This window comes from Streptomyces sp. NBC_01304 (genome assembly GCF_035975855.1).
GTDB lineage: Bacteria > Actinomycetota > Actinomycetes > Streptomycetales > Streptomycetaceae > Streptomyces.
Genome location: NZ_CP109055.1, coordinates 6,741,519 through 6,758,606 on the forward strand (window position 1 = coordinate 6,741,519; position 17,088 = coordinate 6,758,606).

11 protein-coding genes, 1 tRNA gene and 1 pseudogene are annotated in these 17,088 nt (G+C 71.4%); 8 read left to right on the forward strand and 5 right to left on the reverse strand.

Going from position 1 to position 17,088, the window contains the following annotated elements:
• Nucleotides 1–13: 13 nt before the first annotated feature.
• Genes OG430_RS29910 through OG430_RS29920 form a run of 3 tightly spaced genes read right to left on the reverse strand, consistent with a single transcriptional unit; the run spans nucleotide 14 to nucleotide 5,386 of the window.
• Nucleotides 14–2,098 carry a protein kinase domain-containing protein gene (locus OG430_RS29910; RefSeq protein ID WP_327355726.1) on the reverse strand — a complete coding sequence of 695 codons (2,085 nt, stop codon included), beginning with the start codon at nucleotides 2,096–2,098 and terminating at the stop codon, nucleotides 14–16.
• 58 nt (nucleotides 2,099–2,156) lie between these two features.
• The gene (locus OG430_RS29915) at nucleotides 2,157–4,394 is read right to left on the reverse strand and encodes a protein kinase domain-containing protein (protein WP_327355727.1); all 2,238 of its coding nucleotides are present in this window, start codon (nucleotides 4,392–4,394) and stop codon (nucleotides 2,157–2,159) included.
• A 2-nt stretch (nucleotides 4,395–4,396) separates the two neighbouring features.
• Complete coding sequence (locus OG430_RS29920; RefSeq protein ID WP_327355728.1) at nucleotides 4,397–5,386, reverse strand: serine/threonine protein kinase; 990 nt, start codon at nucleotides 5,384–5,386, stop codon at nucleotides 4,397–4,399.
• A 301-nt stretch (nucleotides 5,387–5,687) separates the two neighbouring features.
• Between OG430_RS29920 and OG430_RS29925 the strand changes: the two are divergent.
• Together OG430_RS29925 and OG430_RS29930 are read left to right on the forward strand one after the other, a co-directional pair.
• Nucleotides 5,688–6,231, forward strand: a pseudogene (locus tag OG430_RS29925) (AAA family ATPase).
• Nucleotides 6,232–6,639: 408 nt separating this feature from the next.
• Nucleotides 6,640–7,758: an SUKH-4 family immunity protein gene (locus OG430_RS29930; RefSeq protein WP_327355729.1), complete on the forward strand. Its 1,119-nt coding sequence runs from the start codon at nucleotides 6,640–6,642 to the stop codon at nucleotides 7,756–7,758.
• Between the two features lie 274 nt (nucleotides 7,759–8,032).
• On the opposite strand, the gene OG430_RS29935 is transcribed toward OG430_RS29930, so the two are convergent.
• Entirely contained in the window at nucleotides 8,033–9,844 is a 1,812-nt protein-coding gene (locus OG430_RS29935; protein WP_327355730.1) for a serine/threonine-protein kinase, read from the reverse strand.
• Nucleotides 9,845–10,002: 158 nt separating this feature from the next.
• Between OG430_RS29935 and OG430_RS29940 the strand changes: the two genes are divergently transcribed.
• Together OG430_RS29940 and OG430_RS29945 are read left to right on the forward strand one after the other, a co-directional pair.
• Entirely contained in the window at nucleotides 10,003–10,530 is a 528-nt protein-coding gene (locus OG430_RS29940; protein WP_327355731.1) for a GNAT family N-acetyltransferase, read from the forward strand.
• 164 nt (nucleotides 10,531–10,694) lie between these two features.
• Nucleotides 10,695–11,168 (forward strand): VOC family protein, encoded by a 474-nt coding sequence (locus OG430_RS29945; RefSeq protein WP_327355732.1) that lies wholly within the window; start codon nucleotides 10,695–10,697, stop codon nucleotides 11,166–11,168.
• Between the two features lie 107 nt (nucleotides 11,169–11,275).
• Here the strand turns inward: OG430_RS29945 and OG430_RS29950 are convergent.
• Nucleotides 11,276–11,347 (reverse strand) — tRNA-Cys (locus OG430_RS29950).
• A 206-nt stretch (nucleotides 11,348–11,553) separates the two neighbouring features.
• On the opposite strand from OG430_RS29950, the gene OG430_RS29955 reads away from it, so the two are divergent.
• The 4 genes from OG430_RS29955 (at nucleotide 11,554) to OG430_RS29970 (ending at nucleotide 17,057) form a co-directional block, all read left to right on the forward strand.
• Entirely contained in the window at nucleotides 11,554–13,056 is a 1,503-nt protein-coding gene (locus OG430_RS29955) for an MFS transporter (protein WP_327355733.1), read from the forward strand.
• A 202-nt stretch (nucleotides 13,057–13,258) separates the two neighbouring features.
• Nucleotides 13,259–15,049 carry a DEAD/DEAH box helicase gene (locus OG430_RS29960; protein ID WP_327355734.1) on the forward strand — a complete coding sequence of 597 codons (1,791 nt, stop codon included), beginning with the start codon at nucleotides 13,259–13,261 and terminating at the stop codon, nucleotides 15,047–15,049.
• A gap of 402 nt (nucleotides 15,050–15,451) precedes the next feature.
• Nucleotides 15,452–16,093 carry an IclR family transcriptional regulator gene (locus OG430_RS29965; RefSeq protein WP_327355735.1) on the forward strand — a complete coding sequence of 214 codons (642 nt, stop codon included), beginning with the start codon at nucleotides 15,452–15,454 and terminating at the stop codon, nucleotides 16,091–16,093.
• A 166-nt stretch (nucleotides 16,094–16,259) separates the two neighbouring features.
• Nucleotides 16,260–17,057 (forward strand): S16 family serine protease, encoded by a 798-nt coding sequence (locus OG430_RS29970; RefSeq protein ID WP_327355736.1) that lies wholly within the window; start codon nucleotides 16,260–16,262, stop codon nucleotides 17,055–17,057.
• Nucleotides 17,058–17,088: the final 31 nt, after the last annotated feature.

Here is a 17,088-nt window from a genome sequence, read left to right on the forward strand (position 1 = left end):
CACGCTGATGCGATCAGAACACCGGTAGTGCGAGGAGCTCAGTGCCGTTGCGCACGAAGAGGCGGTTGCCGTCGCCCACCACCCAGTAGCGTCCTGCGTCCTTGACCAAGGGGTACGTCCAGACCTTCTTACCGCTGTCGTGGCTGAAGGCCCACAGCTGGAAGCCCGAGTCCCCCGAGCTCATCGCGCACACGGTGTCGCCCTGGAACGCGAGCGGACTGTAGGTGAAGTTCGCCTGCGAGGACTCCCACTCCGCGTCCCCGCCCTTGAGACGGTAGGCGTCGATGTTGAGGCCTTCGGTGACGTAGATGGAGCGACCCCGGATGATCGGCGGGCCGGCCGCGCGCAGTTTGCCCTCGGTGATTTTGCCGGTTGCCCAGTGCTCGTTGCCGTCGGCCAGGTTGCGTGCGGTCAGGACCCTGCCGTTGATGTACACGACGTTGCCTTCGATCACCGGGACGAGGACCGTCTCGTCGATCGTCTCCTGGCCGCTGAACTTCCACTTCTGCTCGCCCGTTCCCGAATCGAAGGCGACCACGTCCCCGGCGTGCGTGGCGACCACCAGCCGATCCCGCGCCGCGGCGCCCACGGGCCGTTGCTTGCCGCCCTGGCTGTCGAGATCGATGGTGGTCTTGACCGTCCACACGATCTTCCCGGTGTAGCGGCTGATGCTGCGCAGGCGGCCGCTCCTGGTGGCGACGTACACCGCGTTGTCGTCGGCGGCCACCAGCGATCTGGCCTCCGCGGGGGCCGTCCATCTGGGCTCCCCGCTGGAGGCGACGTACGTCCGGAGCGTGCCCTTCGTGTCGATCGCCGCGATGAGGGCGTCCGACAGCGACAGGTATCCCGCCGTCATGTCGATGTCCTTCGCCTGCCACCGGCGCTTGCCGTCCACCACGTCGTACGCGGCGATGCCCCCGCCTTTCGGGCCGGCGATGACGACATCGCGTACGGCAAGGGGGCCCGGTGACTTCTCAGTGAAGGCTTCACGGGTCTGCCACAGAGGAGCGGGCGGTTTGCCGCCCGCAGCCGCAACCACCCGGGCCTGCGGGGTCTTTGCCGCAGGGGGAAGGGCGAAGGGATCGTCCTCCTTGCGCCCGCGCAGCCACCAGGCAGCCGTTCCGCCGCCTGCCGCGAGCACCGTGCCGCCGACCGCGAAGGTGGTGATCAGACGGCGGCGCGACAGAGGGCGGCCGGAGCCGGGCCCCGAGACGACCGTGGTCAGTTGCTGAACGGTACGTTCCCGCTTCTTGATGTCCTGGGCCAACGGGCCGTGCCGCCAGATGCGTTCGGCCCCGCGCGGCGGCGCGAAGGCGTGCGTGATTTGGTCGGGAGTGGGACGGAACGCCGGCTCCTTGCCGAGGCAGGGCGCGATGAGCGACCGGAGCTCTTCCGGGACGTGGCCCAACTCAGGCTCACCATGCACGACTTCGTACTGCACCGCGGCGACATGGCCGCCGTCGAAGGCTCTGGCCCCGGTAGCCGCGTACACCAGGACCGCGCCGAGCGAGAACACATCGGCGGGGGCGCCGACCCGCTGGCCGAGGACCTGTTCGGGGGCGCCGTAACCGGGAGTGATGGGGATTTGGCCCGTGGTGGTGAGGGTGAGGCCGTGCTCAGGGCGGGCGATGCCGAAGTCGATGACGCGCGGCCCGGTCGAAGTCAGCACGATGTTGGCGGGCTTGAGGTCGCGGTGGACCAGGCCCAGGGCATGGATGTCCGTCAGGGTTCCGGCGATTCCGGCGGCCAGTGCGCGCACGGCGGGCTCGTCGAGTGCCCCGTACGACTCCACGGCCTCGTCGAGCGTCGGGCCGGTCAGGAACTCGGTGGCGATCCAGGGACGCCCGCCCTCGGTCTGCGCACCCAGGACGCGGGCCACTCCGGGGCTGACGACGGCCTGGGCCATCTCGGCCTCGCGGACGAAGCGTTGGGCGAGGTGCTGGTCCTGGGTGAGCTCGGGCCGGAGCACCTTCACCGCGGCTTTGTTCCCCTCGGCGTCCTGCCCGAAGTACACCTTGCCCATGCCGCCTTCGCCCAGCACGCCGAGGAGGCGGTACGGGCCGAGGCGGAGCGGATCGCCGGTGCCGAGCGGGTTCATGCGAAGACTGCCTTCTGTCGGTTCACCTGGGTCACTTGGGTCAGCTGGTTCATCTGGGTCATTTGAATTTGTGCTCGTACGCGTCGAGGAAGCCATCGCCCAGGGCAAGGACACGCTCGGGGATGCCGGACTGCGCGAACAGGCGGGTTCCGGCGGCTTGGTAGGGCCGGACGGCGTCGCCGGAGCGGTCCTTCAGGATGCGGATCTGCCCCAGGTCCTTGCTGTAGCTGTAGACGTAGCCGTATATGGTGAGGGGTGGAGCGGTGAGGTCGGCCTTGGCTCCCTGGTTGCCCTTCTCCCGCCAGACCTCCTTCCCGTTGTAGAGGTCGACGGCTATGACGCCGACTCCCTCCTCCACGGCGAACAGGTGCTCCCCGTTCGCCGGAGGGCCGGTGCGGGCCCGCCCTTTGCCGGCGTTCCACCCCTCGCGGCCGTCCTCCAGGTCGAGAGCGCGTAGCGGCCCGGTCGGGGGGAAGACCTGGCTGAGATCCACGGCCAGCAGCCCGCGCAACCGTTCCGGGTCGGGAGCCTCGATCACTTGCTCCCAGCGGAGCTTGCCCGAGCGGTTGTCGCGCACCGAGATTTTCACCTTGCCGTCCGACCTCTCCTGGAGCAGCACCAGGTACGCGGCGGTGATCCGGGCGTCGAGGAAATGCAGCCGGCGTGAGGAGGCCGGCCGCTTCGGGAGTGGATGGCGCCAGAGGATCTTGCGCTTCTTGGCGTGGACGGCCAGCAGTGACCAGGACTGGTCCGGGCCGAAGCCGATGCCCTCCGTGGACTGCTCGCCCCGGCCCGCCGCGAGGTAGAGGACGTCGTCCGCGGCGCACAGCAACTGGGTCCCGGGCAGGCCCCCGTTGAAGTCCGGGTACTCGGCCGCGGGCGACGCGGCCTCACCGGAGACGGGATCCACCGACTGGATGCGCAGCGGGCCGTTCTCACCCGCCGGTGACTCATTGGTGTGCAGGAGCGTCTCGGCCTTGGACGACTCACCTATGACCTCGGCGACACACTGGTGGGCCGGAGCCTTGCTGAGGCCGTCGAACTCCACGCCGCCCCGCTCGGAGTCGTACAGCCGCACTCCCTTGCTGTCGGAGATCCCGACGAATCCGGCGCTGAAGGCGAAAGGGAAGGACGGCACGAGCGCGTCCTTCGCTTCGGTGATCGGGACCTGCCACAAGCGGTCCGGATTGGCGACCGCGCTCGCCTTCGACTTAGGAGCCTTGCTCGGCTTCGCCTCGGGCCCCCCGTCCTTCTGCCGCCCGAACCAAGCCCAAGCCCCGCCCCCCACCGCGGCCACCCCGAGCGCCGAGGTGCCGCCCACTGTGAGCAGGGTGCGGCGGGTGACGCCGGTGGATACGGAAGTTGCTGCTTGTTGTTCCGCCGTCATGGGCGGGGCCGGGAGGCGGTGGGGCTGTACGCGCCAGACTTCCGTGGCGCGGTGGCCCATGTCGGTGAGCAAGGGCTCGGGGAGGTGGGCGGTGAAGTCCGGGTGGCCAGGCGACAGTTGGGCTGCCAGGTCAGAGGTGTTGGGGCGGTCTGCCGGGTCCTTGCTCAGGCAGCGCAGCAGGATCGGGATGAGACCTTCCGGGGTTCCGGTGAGGTCGGGTTCGGCGTAGCGGACCCGGTAGAGGAGGTCCGCGGGTGCGCCGCCGCCGAACGGGCCGTGGCCCGTGGCCGCGTAGAGCAGCACTCCTGCGAGAGCGAACACGTCGCCGGCCGGGGTGTGTTCCTGGCCTGTCGCCTGCTCCGGTGACATGAAGGCCGGGGTGCCGGCCGCGGCGCCCACGCTGGTGAGGCGTTCGTCGCCGAAGGCGCGGGCGATGCCGAAGTCGATGACCTTGGGGCCGTCGGCGGTGAGCATGATGTTGGAGGGCTTGAGGTCGCGGTGGACCACGTCCGAGGCGTGCAGCTGGGCGAGGGCCGCGCAGAGCAGGGCGCCGAGGGAGCGTACGGCCGGTTCGGGGAGCGGGCCGGAGAGGTGGACGGCGTCGTCGAGGGGCGGGCCGATCACGTACTCCGTGGCCAGCCAGGGGGTTTGGGCCATGGCGTCGGCGTCGAAGACGCGGGCACCGTGGTGGTCGCCGATGACGCGGGCAGCGTCGGCCTCCAGGCGGAAGCGGGTACGGAATGTCGTGTCGGCGGCTATTCGCTCGTGCATCGTCTTGAGCGCCGCAGTGCGGCCGGTGGCCGAGCGGGCCAGGTAGACCGTGCCCATGCCGCCGCTGCCGAGGCGGGCGATGAGGCGGTAGCCGCCGAGCTGCTCGGGGTCGTCGTGCGCGAGCGGGGCGAACGTCATGGTCAGCTCACCTCCGTGGGCTGCTGCGGGAGTTGGGTGGCCAGGAGGTCGGCGGACTGGCGGGCCAGGGCCACGACGAGCGACGGGGGGAGAGCGAGGAGAGGGGAGGGGGAGGGAGAGGGGGTGGGCGGGGTGTCGAGGACCGTCGCCGGCTGCCCCGGCGGTGTCGGGACGGCCATGGGCGGGGCAGAGCTGGCCATGGGCGGCGCAGGGACGGCCATGGGTGTCGGGACGGCCTGTTCCGCTGCCAGTTCGGCCGCGAGCTGGGCGGCCGGCGGTCGCTTCGCCGCGTCGCGGGACAGGCAGGCCGTGATCAAGGAGCGGAGGGAGGCGGGTAGTTCCTCCCGCTCGGGGACGGTGTGCCCGGTACTCGCGTACGAGAGCACCGCACCCAGTGCGTATACGTCGCCGAGTGGGCGTGGGCGGCCGCCCTGGGCCTGTTCCGGGGCGAGACAGCTCGGCTCCAGGCCGGGGAGGCCCGTGCGCTGTTCGCCGTCCGGGGCCGCCGCCCGCACGGCTCCGAAGGACGCCAGCAAGGGGCCTTCAGCCCCGAGCAGCACGGCGGTCGGGGACAGGCCCGCGTGGGTCACGCCCTGCTCGTGGGCCGTGGCCAGGGTGGTGGCGAGGGCCGCGCCCAGGGAACGTACGACCGTCTCCGGAAGAGGGCCGGCGTGCAGGGCGAGGGCGGCGGGGAGGGGGAGCGTGGGGACGTACGGCATCGCATGCCAGGGGAACGCCGCGGAACCGCCGACTTCCGTGACCGGCGCGAGGCCGGGCAGTGAGCTGCGGCGGGCGCCCTCCGCCTCGACGGCCCAGCGCATCGGGTCCGCGTCGACGCGGGGGAGGCAGACCACGACCGTGCGTTCGCCGTCGGAGCTGCGGGCGATGTAGCGGCGGTCGGGAACGGGCTGCCGGTCGCCGTCGGCATCGACCCGGGCAAGGGTGACGTACGGCCCGATCTGCGGCGGGTCGTCCTGACGTAGGCGTTCCATGCGCAAATTTCCCCCCGTGCGTGCTGAACGGGTCGAGCCTACCCAGACGGTGGTGCGGTGGGGGAGGGAGGGCGGTGGTGGGGCGGGGTGGGGCTTGTGTGCGGGCTGGCGAATGCAATGAGGGGTGTTGCTGCTCGGGGGCGTGCTCGAGGGGTGGTTGCGGATGTGCTCGAGGGAGTGCTCGAGGGGTGGTTGGGGATGTGGTCGAGGGAGTGCGCGGGGGGTGGTTGCGGATGTGGTTGTGCGTGCGTCGTGGCTCGGGTGTCGGGGTGTGGTCCGGCGGTCGGGATACCGTCCCGCCATGACTGATCCGGGCCCTGCCGTCCTCCTCGTCACCGGCATCATGGCCGCCGGCAAGTCCACCGTTGCCCAGGCCCTCGCCGAGCGGTTGCCGCGGGCCGTGCATGTCCGGGGGGATGTGTTCCGGCGGGATGGTCGTCTCCGGGCGCGAGGAGATGGTGCAGGGGGCGGGGGAGGAGGCGCTGGGGCAACTGCGGTTGCGGTACCGGCTGTCGGCGATGGTGGCCGATGAGTATGCGGCGGCCGGGTTCACCGCCGTGGTGCAGGACGTCGTGCTCGGTGCGGAACTAGGGCGGTACGTCGCCGGGGTGCGGACCCGGCCGTTGTACGTGGTCGTGCTTGCGCCGCGGGCCGACGTGGTGGCCGAGCGGGAGGCGGGGCGGGGCAAGACCGGGTACGGGGCGGCCTGGTCGGTGGCCGAGCTGGACCAGGGGCTGCGGGAGGAGACCTCGCGGGTCGGGCTGTGGCTCGACAGTTCCGAGCTGACCGTCGACGAGACGGTCGAGGCGATTCTGGCCGGGCTGGGAGAGGCCTCGGTGGCTTGAACTCCGGCCTCTGTCATGCCGGTTCGGGAGCGTTGTCAGTGGTGGCGCGTATGGTCGTTGAGCAGTGGGGAACCGTGTGCGGCCGGGTCTTCGGCGGGCGCGGGTCCTGTGGGGATGTATGTGGACAGAGGCGGTGCCATGAGCACGGTCAGGAAACCTGAGAGCAAGCCTGGGAACAGGGCTGAGAGCAAGTCCCAGGGCAAGGCCGAGGGCGGGATCGACCCGCGGATCGCGCATGCGGGGACGCGTGCGTGGCTGGCGGGGGAAGGGCTGCGGGAGACGGCCCGGATGCGGTTCGCCCTGGGGGATGAGGGTGCGGACGGAGGCAGGGGTGGGGACGGGGGTGGGTTGCGGACCCTGGGGGAGGTTGCGCCTCCTTCGGCTGAACCAGAGGAGTCCATACGGGACTTGCTGGTCGTCGGGCGGCTGATCCTTGACGGGAGCGAGGACGGGGACTGCACGCAGGGCGGGGACGGCGCGTGGGGCGGGGACGGCGCGCAGGACGGGGACGGCGCGTGGGGCCGGGACGGTGAGCGGACGATTCTGCTCGACGGGGAGAGCGGGCGTGTCTACCTCACCGACCTCTACCCCGGAGTGAGCACGCCCGAGCGGGAGTTGCTCGCCCCCGACCTGGAGACCCTGCTCCGGTTCGAGGCGGCCGTGGCGGAGCTGGACGGGCTGCACGGTCGGTTCCAGGACCTGCGCGGGCGGTTCGGGATACGGGTGGTCGAGGAGGCGGCGAGGCGACTCACCGCGGTCCTGGAGCAGGGCATGGGGGATGCCGACGTGCCGGCCTACTGGCTGGTCGCCGCGCAGATACGTCCCTTGGCGCTCGGCGCGGGCCCCGGAAAGGATCCCGTGCACGAGCTCGCGCTCGACCTTCCCGAGCGCCTGCTCGACGAGGAGTTCGGGGCGAGCGGGGTGGTGCGCTTCGAGGACGTCGACTTCCCGACCGCGCTGAAGCACGAGCCGACCCGGCGCTTCCTGCGCGAAGTGGGGCTGCCCGAGGACGGGTTCATGTTCCTGCTCGACGCGGACGTCCCGCTGCCGACCCTGGCCTCGTACTACGCGGAGTCCGACTCGGAGTCGGTCGAGGAATGCGGGTTCGCGCTGCCTACGAGCGCGGGGCGGCTGATCCGGCTCGGTTCGCTCATCGAGGAGATCGACGTCGTGGTCGAGGGGAGCACGGGGCGGGTTCTCGGCTGGTACGGCGTCGAGGGCGTGCTCCGGCCGGTCAACGCCGACGTGTCGACGCTCGCGTTCACGCTCTGGCTGCTGCACCGCGAGAAGGAGCTGGACGAGCTGGAGGAGGTGACGTACGAGGCGTACGAGGCGGCGGCGAGCGCGATGGTGGCCGTCCTTGCCGGGAAGGATCCGGTGGCCTGCGCGCCTGCGGGGCCGGTGGGGGCGGCCGGGGGTGCTGGGGGTACCGGAAGCGCCGGGGGTACCGGAGAGGCGGAGGCCCAGGCGAGGGGCTGGCGGTACTGGCCGGAGGCGTTTCGGGACGAGGGGGGCGGGGTGCTCTGAGGTCGGCGGGGGGCTGGGGCTGGGGCGGCCGGGGGAGGGGGAGCGGGGCGGAGGCGGGGGCGGCGAGGTCGGGGGAGGGGGGAGCCAGGGGCGGCGGAGCTGGGGCGGCGAGGCCAGGGGCGGAGGCTGGGGAGTGGTGGAGGTAGGTGCGGGAAGAGGTAGGTGAGGGAAAAGGGGCGCCGAAACCTGGGTAATTCGGGCGCTTAGGTGCCCCTTTCGCCCCACGTAGCCCCTACGCCCGGCCCCGGGGCGCGCCCCCGGCTGCCGCCCCGCCTCAGTCGGCCGGTGGGGCCACGAACGTCTCGATGGCCTTGTCGAAGTACTGCTTGCCGCGCTCCTCCTGGGTGGTCGGTGCGGAGAGCCAGACGTCGTGCATCTTGCCGTTCTCGTCCCAGCTCAGGTCGTAGGTGTGGCGGGGGCCGCCGTCCGCCGACGTGCCGTCCCAGGTGAACTCCCAGAGGGCGGCGGGCTGTCCGTTGTGCGTGATCTCGCGGACCGAGCCGAGCCGGTAGCCGGGATAGCGCGACGGGCCGTCCTCGTGGGCCCGCTGCATCACCGCGAGGGGGCCGTCCGGGTCCTGGGGCTGGGGGTGGACGCCGAGGCGGTAGGTCTTGCCTGGGGAGTAGTAGAAGACGCGAGGGGGTTCGCTGGAGCGCGTGAAACCGTCGGGGACGGCGAGCTCGAAGCCGAGCTGGTCGTTGACCGTGTGGTAGCTGGGCGGGCCGGAGTCCTGTGGATCCTCGGTCGCGTCGCCGGTGCCCGACGTGGCCCCTTCGGAGTCGCCCGAGCCGGAGCCGTCCGGGTCGGTGGCGTCGGTGGACGGCGTGGGCTTCCCGGACTTGCCGCCGGCCGGGGGCGGGACCCGGCCGCCCTCCGGCTGGTCCGGCAGGTCCTCCTGGGACACCTGGTCGGACGTGCCGTTGCTCGTGGTCTTGTCGCTGCTCCCGTCGTCCCGGGTCAGCAGCCACACCCCGGCGCCGGCCCCGCCGGCGGCCAGTACCGCGACCAGGATGCCGCCGAGGAGCGCGGCGCGAACGCGCGGGCGGCGTGCGGGAGTTGCCGTGGTGGGCCCGACGTGGACCAGGGGATCGGCGGGTGGGTGCGGGGTGTCCGGCGTGGTTGTGGCGCCGGAGCGGGCGGCACCAGAGTGGGCGGCGCCGGAGTGGGCGGCGCCGGAGTGGGCGTCGGTGTGCCCGGGCCCGAACCCGTCAGGATGCTCGGCTTTGGTCTCGCCCAAGGGGCGGCGCACGGTGGACGCCGACCGGCTGTCCGTGAGGACGGTGCGCAGCAGGTGGGCCGCCTCGGGGGCGTCGAGGCGTACGTCGGGGTGGCGCTCCAGGAGGCCGCGTATGACGGGCAGCAAGGGGCCCGCCGCCGGGGGGAGTTGGATCTCGTCCATCACCACCGCGTGCAGGACCCCGGCCAGGGAGTCGCGGTGGAAGGGGGATTCGCCGGTGACGGCGGTGCAGAGCAGGACGCCGAGGGACCAGAGGTCGGACTCCGGACCGGTGCGCTTGCCCGACATGCGCTCGGGGGCGGTGTACTCGGGCGAGCCGACGAAGGCGCCGGTCTCCGTGAGCGTCGGCTGGCCCACGACCTGGGCGATGCCGAAGTCGGAGAGGACGACGCGGCCCGTGCCGGCTTCGAGCATGACGTTGGCGGGCTTGAGGTCGCGGTGCTGGACCCCGCTGTCGTGCGCGGCGCCCAGGGCGGCGAGCAGGTCGAGGCCGATGCGACCGGCCTCGGCGGGCGTCAACGGGCCCTCGGCGGCGATGAGGTCGGCGAGGGAGCGGCCGTCGATCAGCTCCATCACGATCCAGGGCTGTGCGTCATGGGACACGATGTCGTGCAGCACCATGATGTTGGGGTGTCGCACCTGGGCGACGGTGCGCGCTTCGCGTAGCGTGCGTTCGCGCTGCAACTCGGCGTCGACGAGCGCGAGTTCGTCGTCCACGTGCAGTTCCTTGACCGCGACGTCCCGGCCGAGCAGTTCGTCCTTGGCCCGCCACACCGTGCCCATGCCGCCGCGGCCGAGCCGCGTCGTGATGCGGTAGCGGCCCGCTATCAGATCCCCCGTGCTTGCCATGGCCACATCATGCCGCACGGTGCCGGAGAGGCTGGGATCCGGGCCTCGGGGGCCATGTATCAGCACTGAATCGTGACGTGGGGGCGTACCCGCGAGACAACAACAGGCAACAGGCAACAGGCAACAGTAGTGACGAACGAGAGAGGGGAGCTGCGGCCGTGGGCAACAGCGAGCAGGCGGTGCTGATCGAGGGCGACGGTCTCGTCCTGCGTGAATGGTCCGAGGACGATCTGCCCGCCATGGTGGACCTGTTCGACGAGGCGCAGGTCGCGTACTGGACCCCGCTCGTCACCCCCTTCGATCTGGCCGAGGCGCGCGCCTACCTGGACAAGGTCCGCGGCGCCCGCGCCGAGGGCACCCGGCTGCACCTGGCGATCACCACCGACGGCCGGGCCCCGCTCGGCGAGGTCCTGGTCACCTCCACCGGCACCCTCGGCTATGCCGTCGGCTCCGCCCACCGGGGGCAGCGCCTGGCCCTGCGCGCCACCCGGCTGCTCACCGCGTACGCCCACGACACCCTCGGCCTGCCCCGGCTGCGGCTGCAGATCGAGGACGAGAACGGGGCGAGCGTGGCGGTGGCCAAGGGTGCCGGATACCGGCGCATCGACGAGGAGGAGCGGCTGGAGGAGAAGGGGCGGCCGCTCGTGCTCCACTCCTGGGTTCATGCACGGCAGCCGGAGCGATGAGTGCGCGGCAGCCGGAGCAATGAGCGCGTGGCGACGGAGCGATGAGTGCGTGGCGATGAGTTTCCGAGGCCCGGCCGGTCTACCCCTTGGTTACACGACAGGACGAGACAGGACGAGACAGGACGAGGCGAACGCCTCGGACGGCCGGCGAAGGAGAAGACGTCATGCAGAAGATCACCACGTTCCTCTGGTTCGACCAGCAGGCGGAAGAGGCGGCGGAGTACTACACGTCCCTGTTCCCCGACTCGCGCGTCACGGAGGTCCAGCGGTACCCCGAGGGCAGTCCCGGTGACATGGCGGGCAAGGTCATGGTCGTCACCTTCGAGCTCGCCGGGCAGAGCTTCATGGCGCTGAACGGCGGACCGCAGTTCAAGTTCACCGAGGCCATCTCGCTGTCCGTCGACTGCGCGGACCAGGCGGAAGTGGACGACCTCTGGGCCAAGCTCGGCGAGGGCGGCGAGGACGGGCCCTGCGGCTGGGTCAAGGACAGGTACGGCCTGTCCTGGCAGATCGTCCCGCGCACCCTGACCGAGCTGATGCGCGACCCGGACCCGGCCAAGGCGGGGCGGGTCATGGAGGCGATGCTCAAGATGGGGAAGATCGACGTCCAGGCCCTGAAGGACGCCTACGCCGGATGAGTCCCGGGCTGCGTCCCGGGCACGTGAGGACGGACCACGACCGAGGGGCGGCCCCTGAACGGGGAACCGCCCCTCGATCCTTGCAGCTCGTGCGCCGGAGCTGCCGGAGGCCGTGATCGGAATCGAACCGACGTAACTCGCTTTGCAGGCGAGTCCCTCAACCACTCGGGCACACGGCCGTGTCGTACCTCGTGCTTCGACGGTAGGCGGGCCCGGGGCCGGAGCTCAAGGAAAGGGCGGGGCCTGCAATGCGACTGCCATACGCCGTTCATGGAGCGGGCTCACCGCTGTACGGACGTACGTAGAGGACGTACGACCAAGGGACCAGGCCGAGCCCGTCCCGCGACAGGGGTCAACGGGCGTCACGCCACTTACTCTGGCCTGCATGACCGCCACCGCACCACGTGAGACCGAACCGGGTGAACCCGGCATACCGGACGCCGCTCCCGCCCTGGCCGACGACCACGGCGGCCGCAACGACCGCAACGACCACGACGGTGGCAACGACCACGGCGGCGGAGTGCTCGGCCGGGCCCACCGAGCCCTGAGCATCGGCATCGTCTCGGTCACGTTCCTGATCGCCTTCGAGGCGACGGCGGTCGGCACCGCGATGCCGGTGGCGGCACGCGAGCTGGACGGGATATCGCTGTACGCGTTCGCCTTCTCCGGGTACTTCACCACGAGCCTCTTCGGCATGGTGCTCGCCGGGCAGTGGGCCGACCGGCAGGGGCCGCTGCGGCCCCTCGCGATCGGGATGAGCGCCTTCGTGGCGGGGCTGCTGCTCTCCGGGACGGCGGGCGGGATGTGGCTGTTCATCCTGGGACGGGCGGTGCAGGGGCTCGGTGGCGGCCTGGTGATCGTCTCGTTGTACGTCGTCGTCAGCCGGGCCTATCCACAGCGGCTGCAGCCCGCGATCATGGCGGCGTTCGCGGCGAGTTGGGTGGTGCCGTCGATCGTCGGGCCGCTCGCGGCGGGCACGGTGACCGAACAGCTGGGCTGGCGCTGGGTGTTCATCGGGGTTCCGGTCCTGGTCGTGATCCCCCTCGCGCTCGCGCTGCCCGCGATACGCCGCAAGGCGTCGGGCCCGGTGTCCGACGAGGCCCGCTTCGACCCGCGCCGGATCCGCCTCGCGCTCGGCATCTCCGCGGGGGCGGGGCTGCTGCAGTACGCGGGGCAGGAGCTGTCCCTCTGGTCGGTGCTGCCCGCCCTCGCGGGGGCGGCCCTGCTCGCGCCCTGCGCGCTGGGGCTGCTGCCGCGGGGGACGTTCCGGGCCGGGCGGGGGCTGCCTTCGGTCGTTCTGCTGCGGGGGATCGCGGCCGGATCGTTCATTGCGGCGGAGTCGTTCGTGCCGCTGATGCTCGTGACGCAGCGCGGGCTCTCGCCCACCCTCGCCGGGTTCTCGCTCGCCGTCGGTGGGGCGACCTGGGCGCTCGGCTCGTACGTTCAGTCGCGGCCCCGGCTCGAGGGCCGGCGGGAGTCGCTGGTCCGGCTCGGCATGCTCCTGGTCGCGACGGCGATCGCGGCGGCGCCGACCGTGCTGATCTCCTCGGTGCCGGTGTGGATCATCGGGGTCGCGTGGGCCTGGGGCTGCTTCGGGATGGGGCTGGTGATCTCGTCCACGAGCGTGCTGCTGCTCAAGCTGTCGGCGCCGGCGGACGTGGGGTCGAACTCGGCCTCCCTGCAGATCTCGGACGGGCTGTCGAACGTCTTGCTGCTCGCGGGTGGGGGCGCGTTGTTCGCGGGGCTCGGCGGGGGATCGGTGGGGCACGCCGGGGGTTCTTCGGGCTCGCACCCGGGGGCCTTCGTGGCGGTGTTCGCGCTGTCGGTGGGGGTGGCGCTGCTGGGGGTGTTCGTGGCGGGCCGGCTGGGCGCCGGGCGGCGGGATTGAGCTTGTCTTCGGGCCGGGCTGCGCCGGGCTCGGGCTTCGGTCCAAGTCGCGGTGACAGATGTGACGCACATCGCACTCCCCGCCACCCCGGCACCGTCCACCCGGCACCGCCCCACCCCCACCGGTAAGGTGGCCCGGTTGTCGTACGTACCTGACGCCACCGCGTCCTGCCCTTGACGCCGACCCGTCGAACCCGGAGCCCGTGACTACCACCGCCACCTCCTCCCACCACCTCTCCCCGGCCTTCCCCGGCAGGGCCCCTTGGGGTACCGCCAACAAGCTGCGTGCCTGGCAGCAAGGGGCCATGGAGCGGTACATCCAGGAGCAGCCGCGAGACTTCCTCGCCGTCGCCACGCCCGGCGCCGGCAAGACGACCTTCGCGCTGACCCTCGCCTCGTGGCTGCTGCACCACCATGTGGTGCAGCAGGTGACGGTGGTCGCGCCGACCGAGCATCTGAAGAAGCAGTGGGCCGAGGCGGCCGCCCGGATAGGGATCAAGCTGGACCCGGAGTACAGCGCGGGCCCGCTGAGCAAGGAGTACCACGGCGTCGCGATCACGTACGCCGGTGTCGGTGTGCGGCCGATGCTGCACCGCAACCGCGTCGAGCAGCGCAAGACCCTGGTCATCCTCGACGAGATCCACCACGCCGGTGACTCCAAGTCCTGGGGCGAGGCCTGCCTGGAGGCCTTCGAGCCGGCCACCCGCCGCCTCGCGCTCACCGGTACGCCGTTCCGGTCCGACACGAACCCCATCCCCTTCGTGACGTACGAGGAAGGCAACGACGGGATCCGGAAGTCGTCCGCCGACTACACCTACGGGTATGGGAACGCCCTGGGTGACGGCGTCGTGCGACCCGTGATCTTCCTTTCCTACAGCGGCAACATGCGCTGGCGCACCAAGGCCGGCGACGAGATCGCCGCCCGCCTCGGCGAGCCCATGACCAAGGACGCGATCAGCCAGGCCTGGCGCACCGCCCTGGACCCGCGCGGCGAGTGGATGCCGAGCGTCCTCAAGGCCGCCGACCAGCGGCTGACCGAGGTCAGGAAGGGCATCCCGGACGCGGGCGGCCTGGTCATCGCCGCCGACCAGGACTCGGCACGCGCGTACGCGAAACTGATCCGCGAGATCACCGGCACCAAGGCGACCACCGTCCTGTCCGACGACACGGGCGCGTCGAACCGGATCGACAAGTTCAGCGAGGGCAACGACCGCTGGATGGTCGCCGTCCGCATGGTGTCCGAGGGCGTCGACGTGCCCCGCCTCGCGGTCGGGGTGTACGCCACCACCATCTCGACCCCGCTCTTCTTCGCGCAGGCCGTGGGGCGTTTCGTACGTTCCCGCAGGCGCGGCGAGACCGCTTCCGTCTTCCTGCCGACCATCCCCGATCTCCTCGGCTTCGCCAACGAGATGGAGGTCGAGCGCGACCACGTGCTCGACAAGCCCAAGAAGGACGGGGAGGAAGACCCCTACGCCGAGTCCGAGAAGGAGATGGACGAGGCGAACAAGCAGGAGGACGAGGACACCGGCGAGCAGGAGCAGTTCTCCTTCGAGGCGCTGGAGTCCGAGGCCGTCTTCGACCGGGTGCTGTACGACGGTGCCGAATTCGGCATGCAGGCCCATCCGGGGAGCGAAGAGGAGCAGGACTACCTCGGCATCCCGGGCCTCCTGGAACCCGACCAGGTCCAGATGCTCCTGCAGAAGCGCCAGGCCCGGCAGATCGCGCACAGCCGCAAGAAGCCGGACGACGAGGCCGACCTCCTTGAACTGCCGGCCGAGCGGCGTCCCGTCGTCTCCCACAAGGAGCTGCTTGAACTGCGGAAGTCGCTGAACACGATGGTGTCGGCGTACACCCACCAGTCCGGCAAGCCGCACGGCGTGATCCACACCGAGCTGCGCCGCGTCTGCGGCGGCCCGCCGAGCGCGGAGGCCACGGCGGGGCAGATCCGGCAGCGGATCGCCAAGGTCCAGGAGTGGGCGACCCGGATGAAGTGAGGAAGAGGGAGTGCGGAAGTGGGGCGTGTGGAGGGGGAGTTGGCCTCCACCGCCGAACCTCCACATCCGCAGGGACCGAATGCCGCATTCCGTACGTACGCGAATGCGGCATTCCGCATTTACAGGACGTACCGGAGTCGTCTCTTCACCCCTGAGTGCCCGGATTCTGGACGTAGTCTTCCGCTCAGCGGACCCGCTCGCTACTGTCCCGGCAACGCACACGCCCCGTGGCAGCGCCGCCGCGGAGCGCAGCCGGTGCCAGGTGGCGCCGGGGCAGGTACGCAAGGTTGCCCCGGGCCCCGCTTTACGACCGGCGGCCCTCTGACGCGCGTCGCCGACGGGACTCGGTGACGTAACGAAGCGTAAGAGGCCGTCGCAACTCACCTCTAAGGAGAGGGCGTCGTGACCGCGGAGACCTCCCAGACGCTCGACCGGGGACTGCGAGTCCTCAAGCTGCTCGCCGATACCGACCACGGCCTCACCGTCACCGAGCTGTCCAACAAGCTCGGGGTGAACCGGACCGTCGTGTACCGGCTGCTCGCCACGTTGGAACAGCATGCGCTCGTACGTCGTGACCTGGGCGGTCGCGCACGGGTGGGGCTCGGCGTGCTGCGGCTCGGCCGCCAGGTGCACCCGCTGGTGCGCGAGGCCGCGCTGCCCGCGCTGCGCTCCCTGGCCGAGGACATAGGGGCCACGGCCCACCTGACCATGGTCGACGGCACCGAGGCCCTGGCCGTGGCGGTGGTCGAGCCCACCTGGACCGACTACCACGTGGCCTACCGGACGGGCTTCAGGCACCCCCTCGACCGGGGCGCGGCCGGCAAGGCGATCCTCGCGGCGCGCCAGGGCCTGGTGAACGAGCCCGGCTACACGCTCACGCACGGCGAGCTGGAGGCGGGCGCGAGCGGGGCGGCGGCGCCGCTGCTCGGGGTGACCGGGATAGAGGGCTCCGTGGGGGTCGTCATGCTGGCGGATTCCGTGCCGGAGCGGGTGGGGCCTCGGGTCGTGGACGCGGCGCGCGAAGTCGCGGACGCGCTGCGCTAGCGCTGGCTGGGCCGGTCTTTCGCGCAGTTCCCCGCGCCCTGATGGGGGCGACCCCTTGTTTGTCGGGTGCGGGTTCGTGGGGGCTGGTCGCGCAGTTCCCCGCGCCCCTTACGGGGCGCAGTTCCCCGGGCCCGCTGCGGGGGGCGTTGCCGGTTACATTGGGCCCGTGCTCTCACGCCTCGCCAAGCTCACCCGCCCCAAGGCCATCGCCCTAAGCGCGATCCCCACCGTGGCCCTCCTCGCCACCGTAGGGCTCGCCCCGCTGCCGTTCACCGTGGCCCAGCCCGGCACCACGGCCGATGTGCTCGGCGAGAACAAGGGCGACCCGGTCATCACGATCACCGGAGCGCCCACCCGCTCCACCAAGGGCGAGCTGCGCATGACGACGATCATCGCGACCGGCCCGGCCATGGACGTCGACCTGGGCGACGTGATCGACGGCTGGTTCCGCACGGACCGGGCGGTGATGCCCAAGGACGCCGTGTACCCGAGCGGCGACTCCACCGAGGAGATCGAGAAGCACAACCTCGACGAGATGAAGAAGTCCCAGAACTCCGCCGTCGACGCCGCCCTGAAGTACCTGGGCAAGACCGACGACGGCATCAAGGTCTCCCTCAAGCTCGCCGACATCGGCGGCCCCAGCGCGGGCCTGCTCTTCTCCCTCGGCGTCGTCGACAAGCTGGACGGCGACGGCAGCGGCGGCGACCTCACCGGCGGCCGCACCATCGCGGGCACCGGCACGATCACGCCGGACGGCAAGGTGGGCCCGGTCGGCGGGGTGTCCCTCAAGACGCAGGCCGCCAAGCGCGACGGCGCGACCGTCTTCCTCGTCCCGCAGGCGGAGTGCTCGGACGCCAAGGCCGAACTCCCCAAGGGCCTCCAGCTGATCCCCGTCAGCACCCTCAAGGGCACCGTGGAATCGCTGCGCGCCCTGGAGGAGGGCGAGAAGGTACCGAGCTGCTAGGGCTCAACTCCCGTACGCCCAGCCCTTCTAG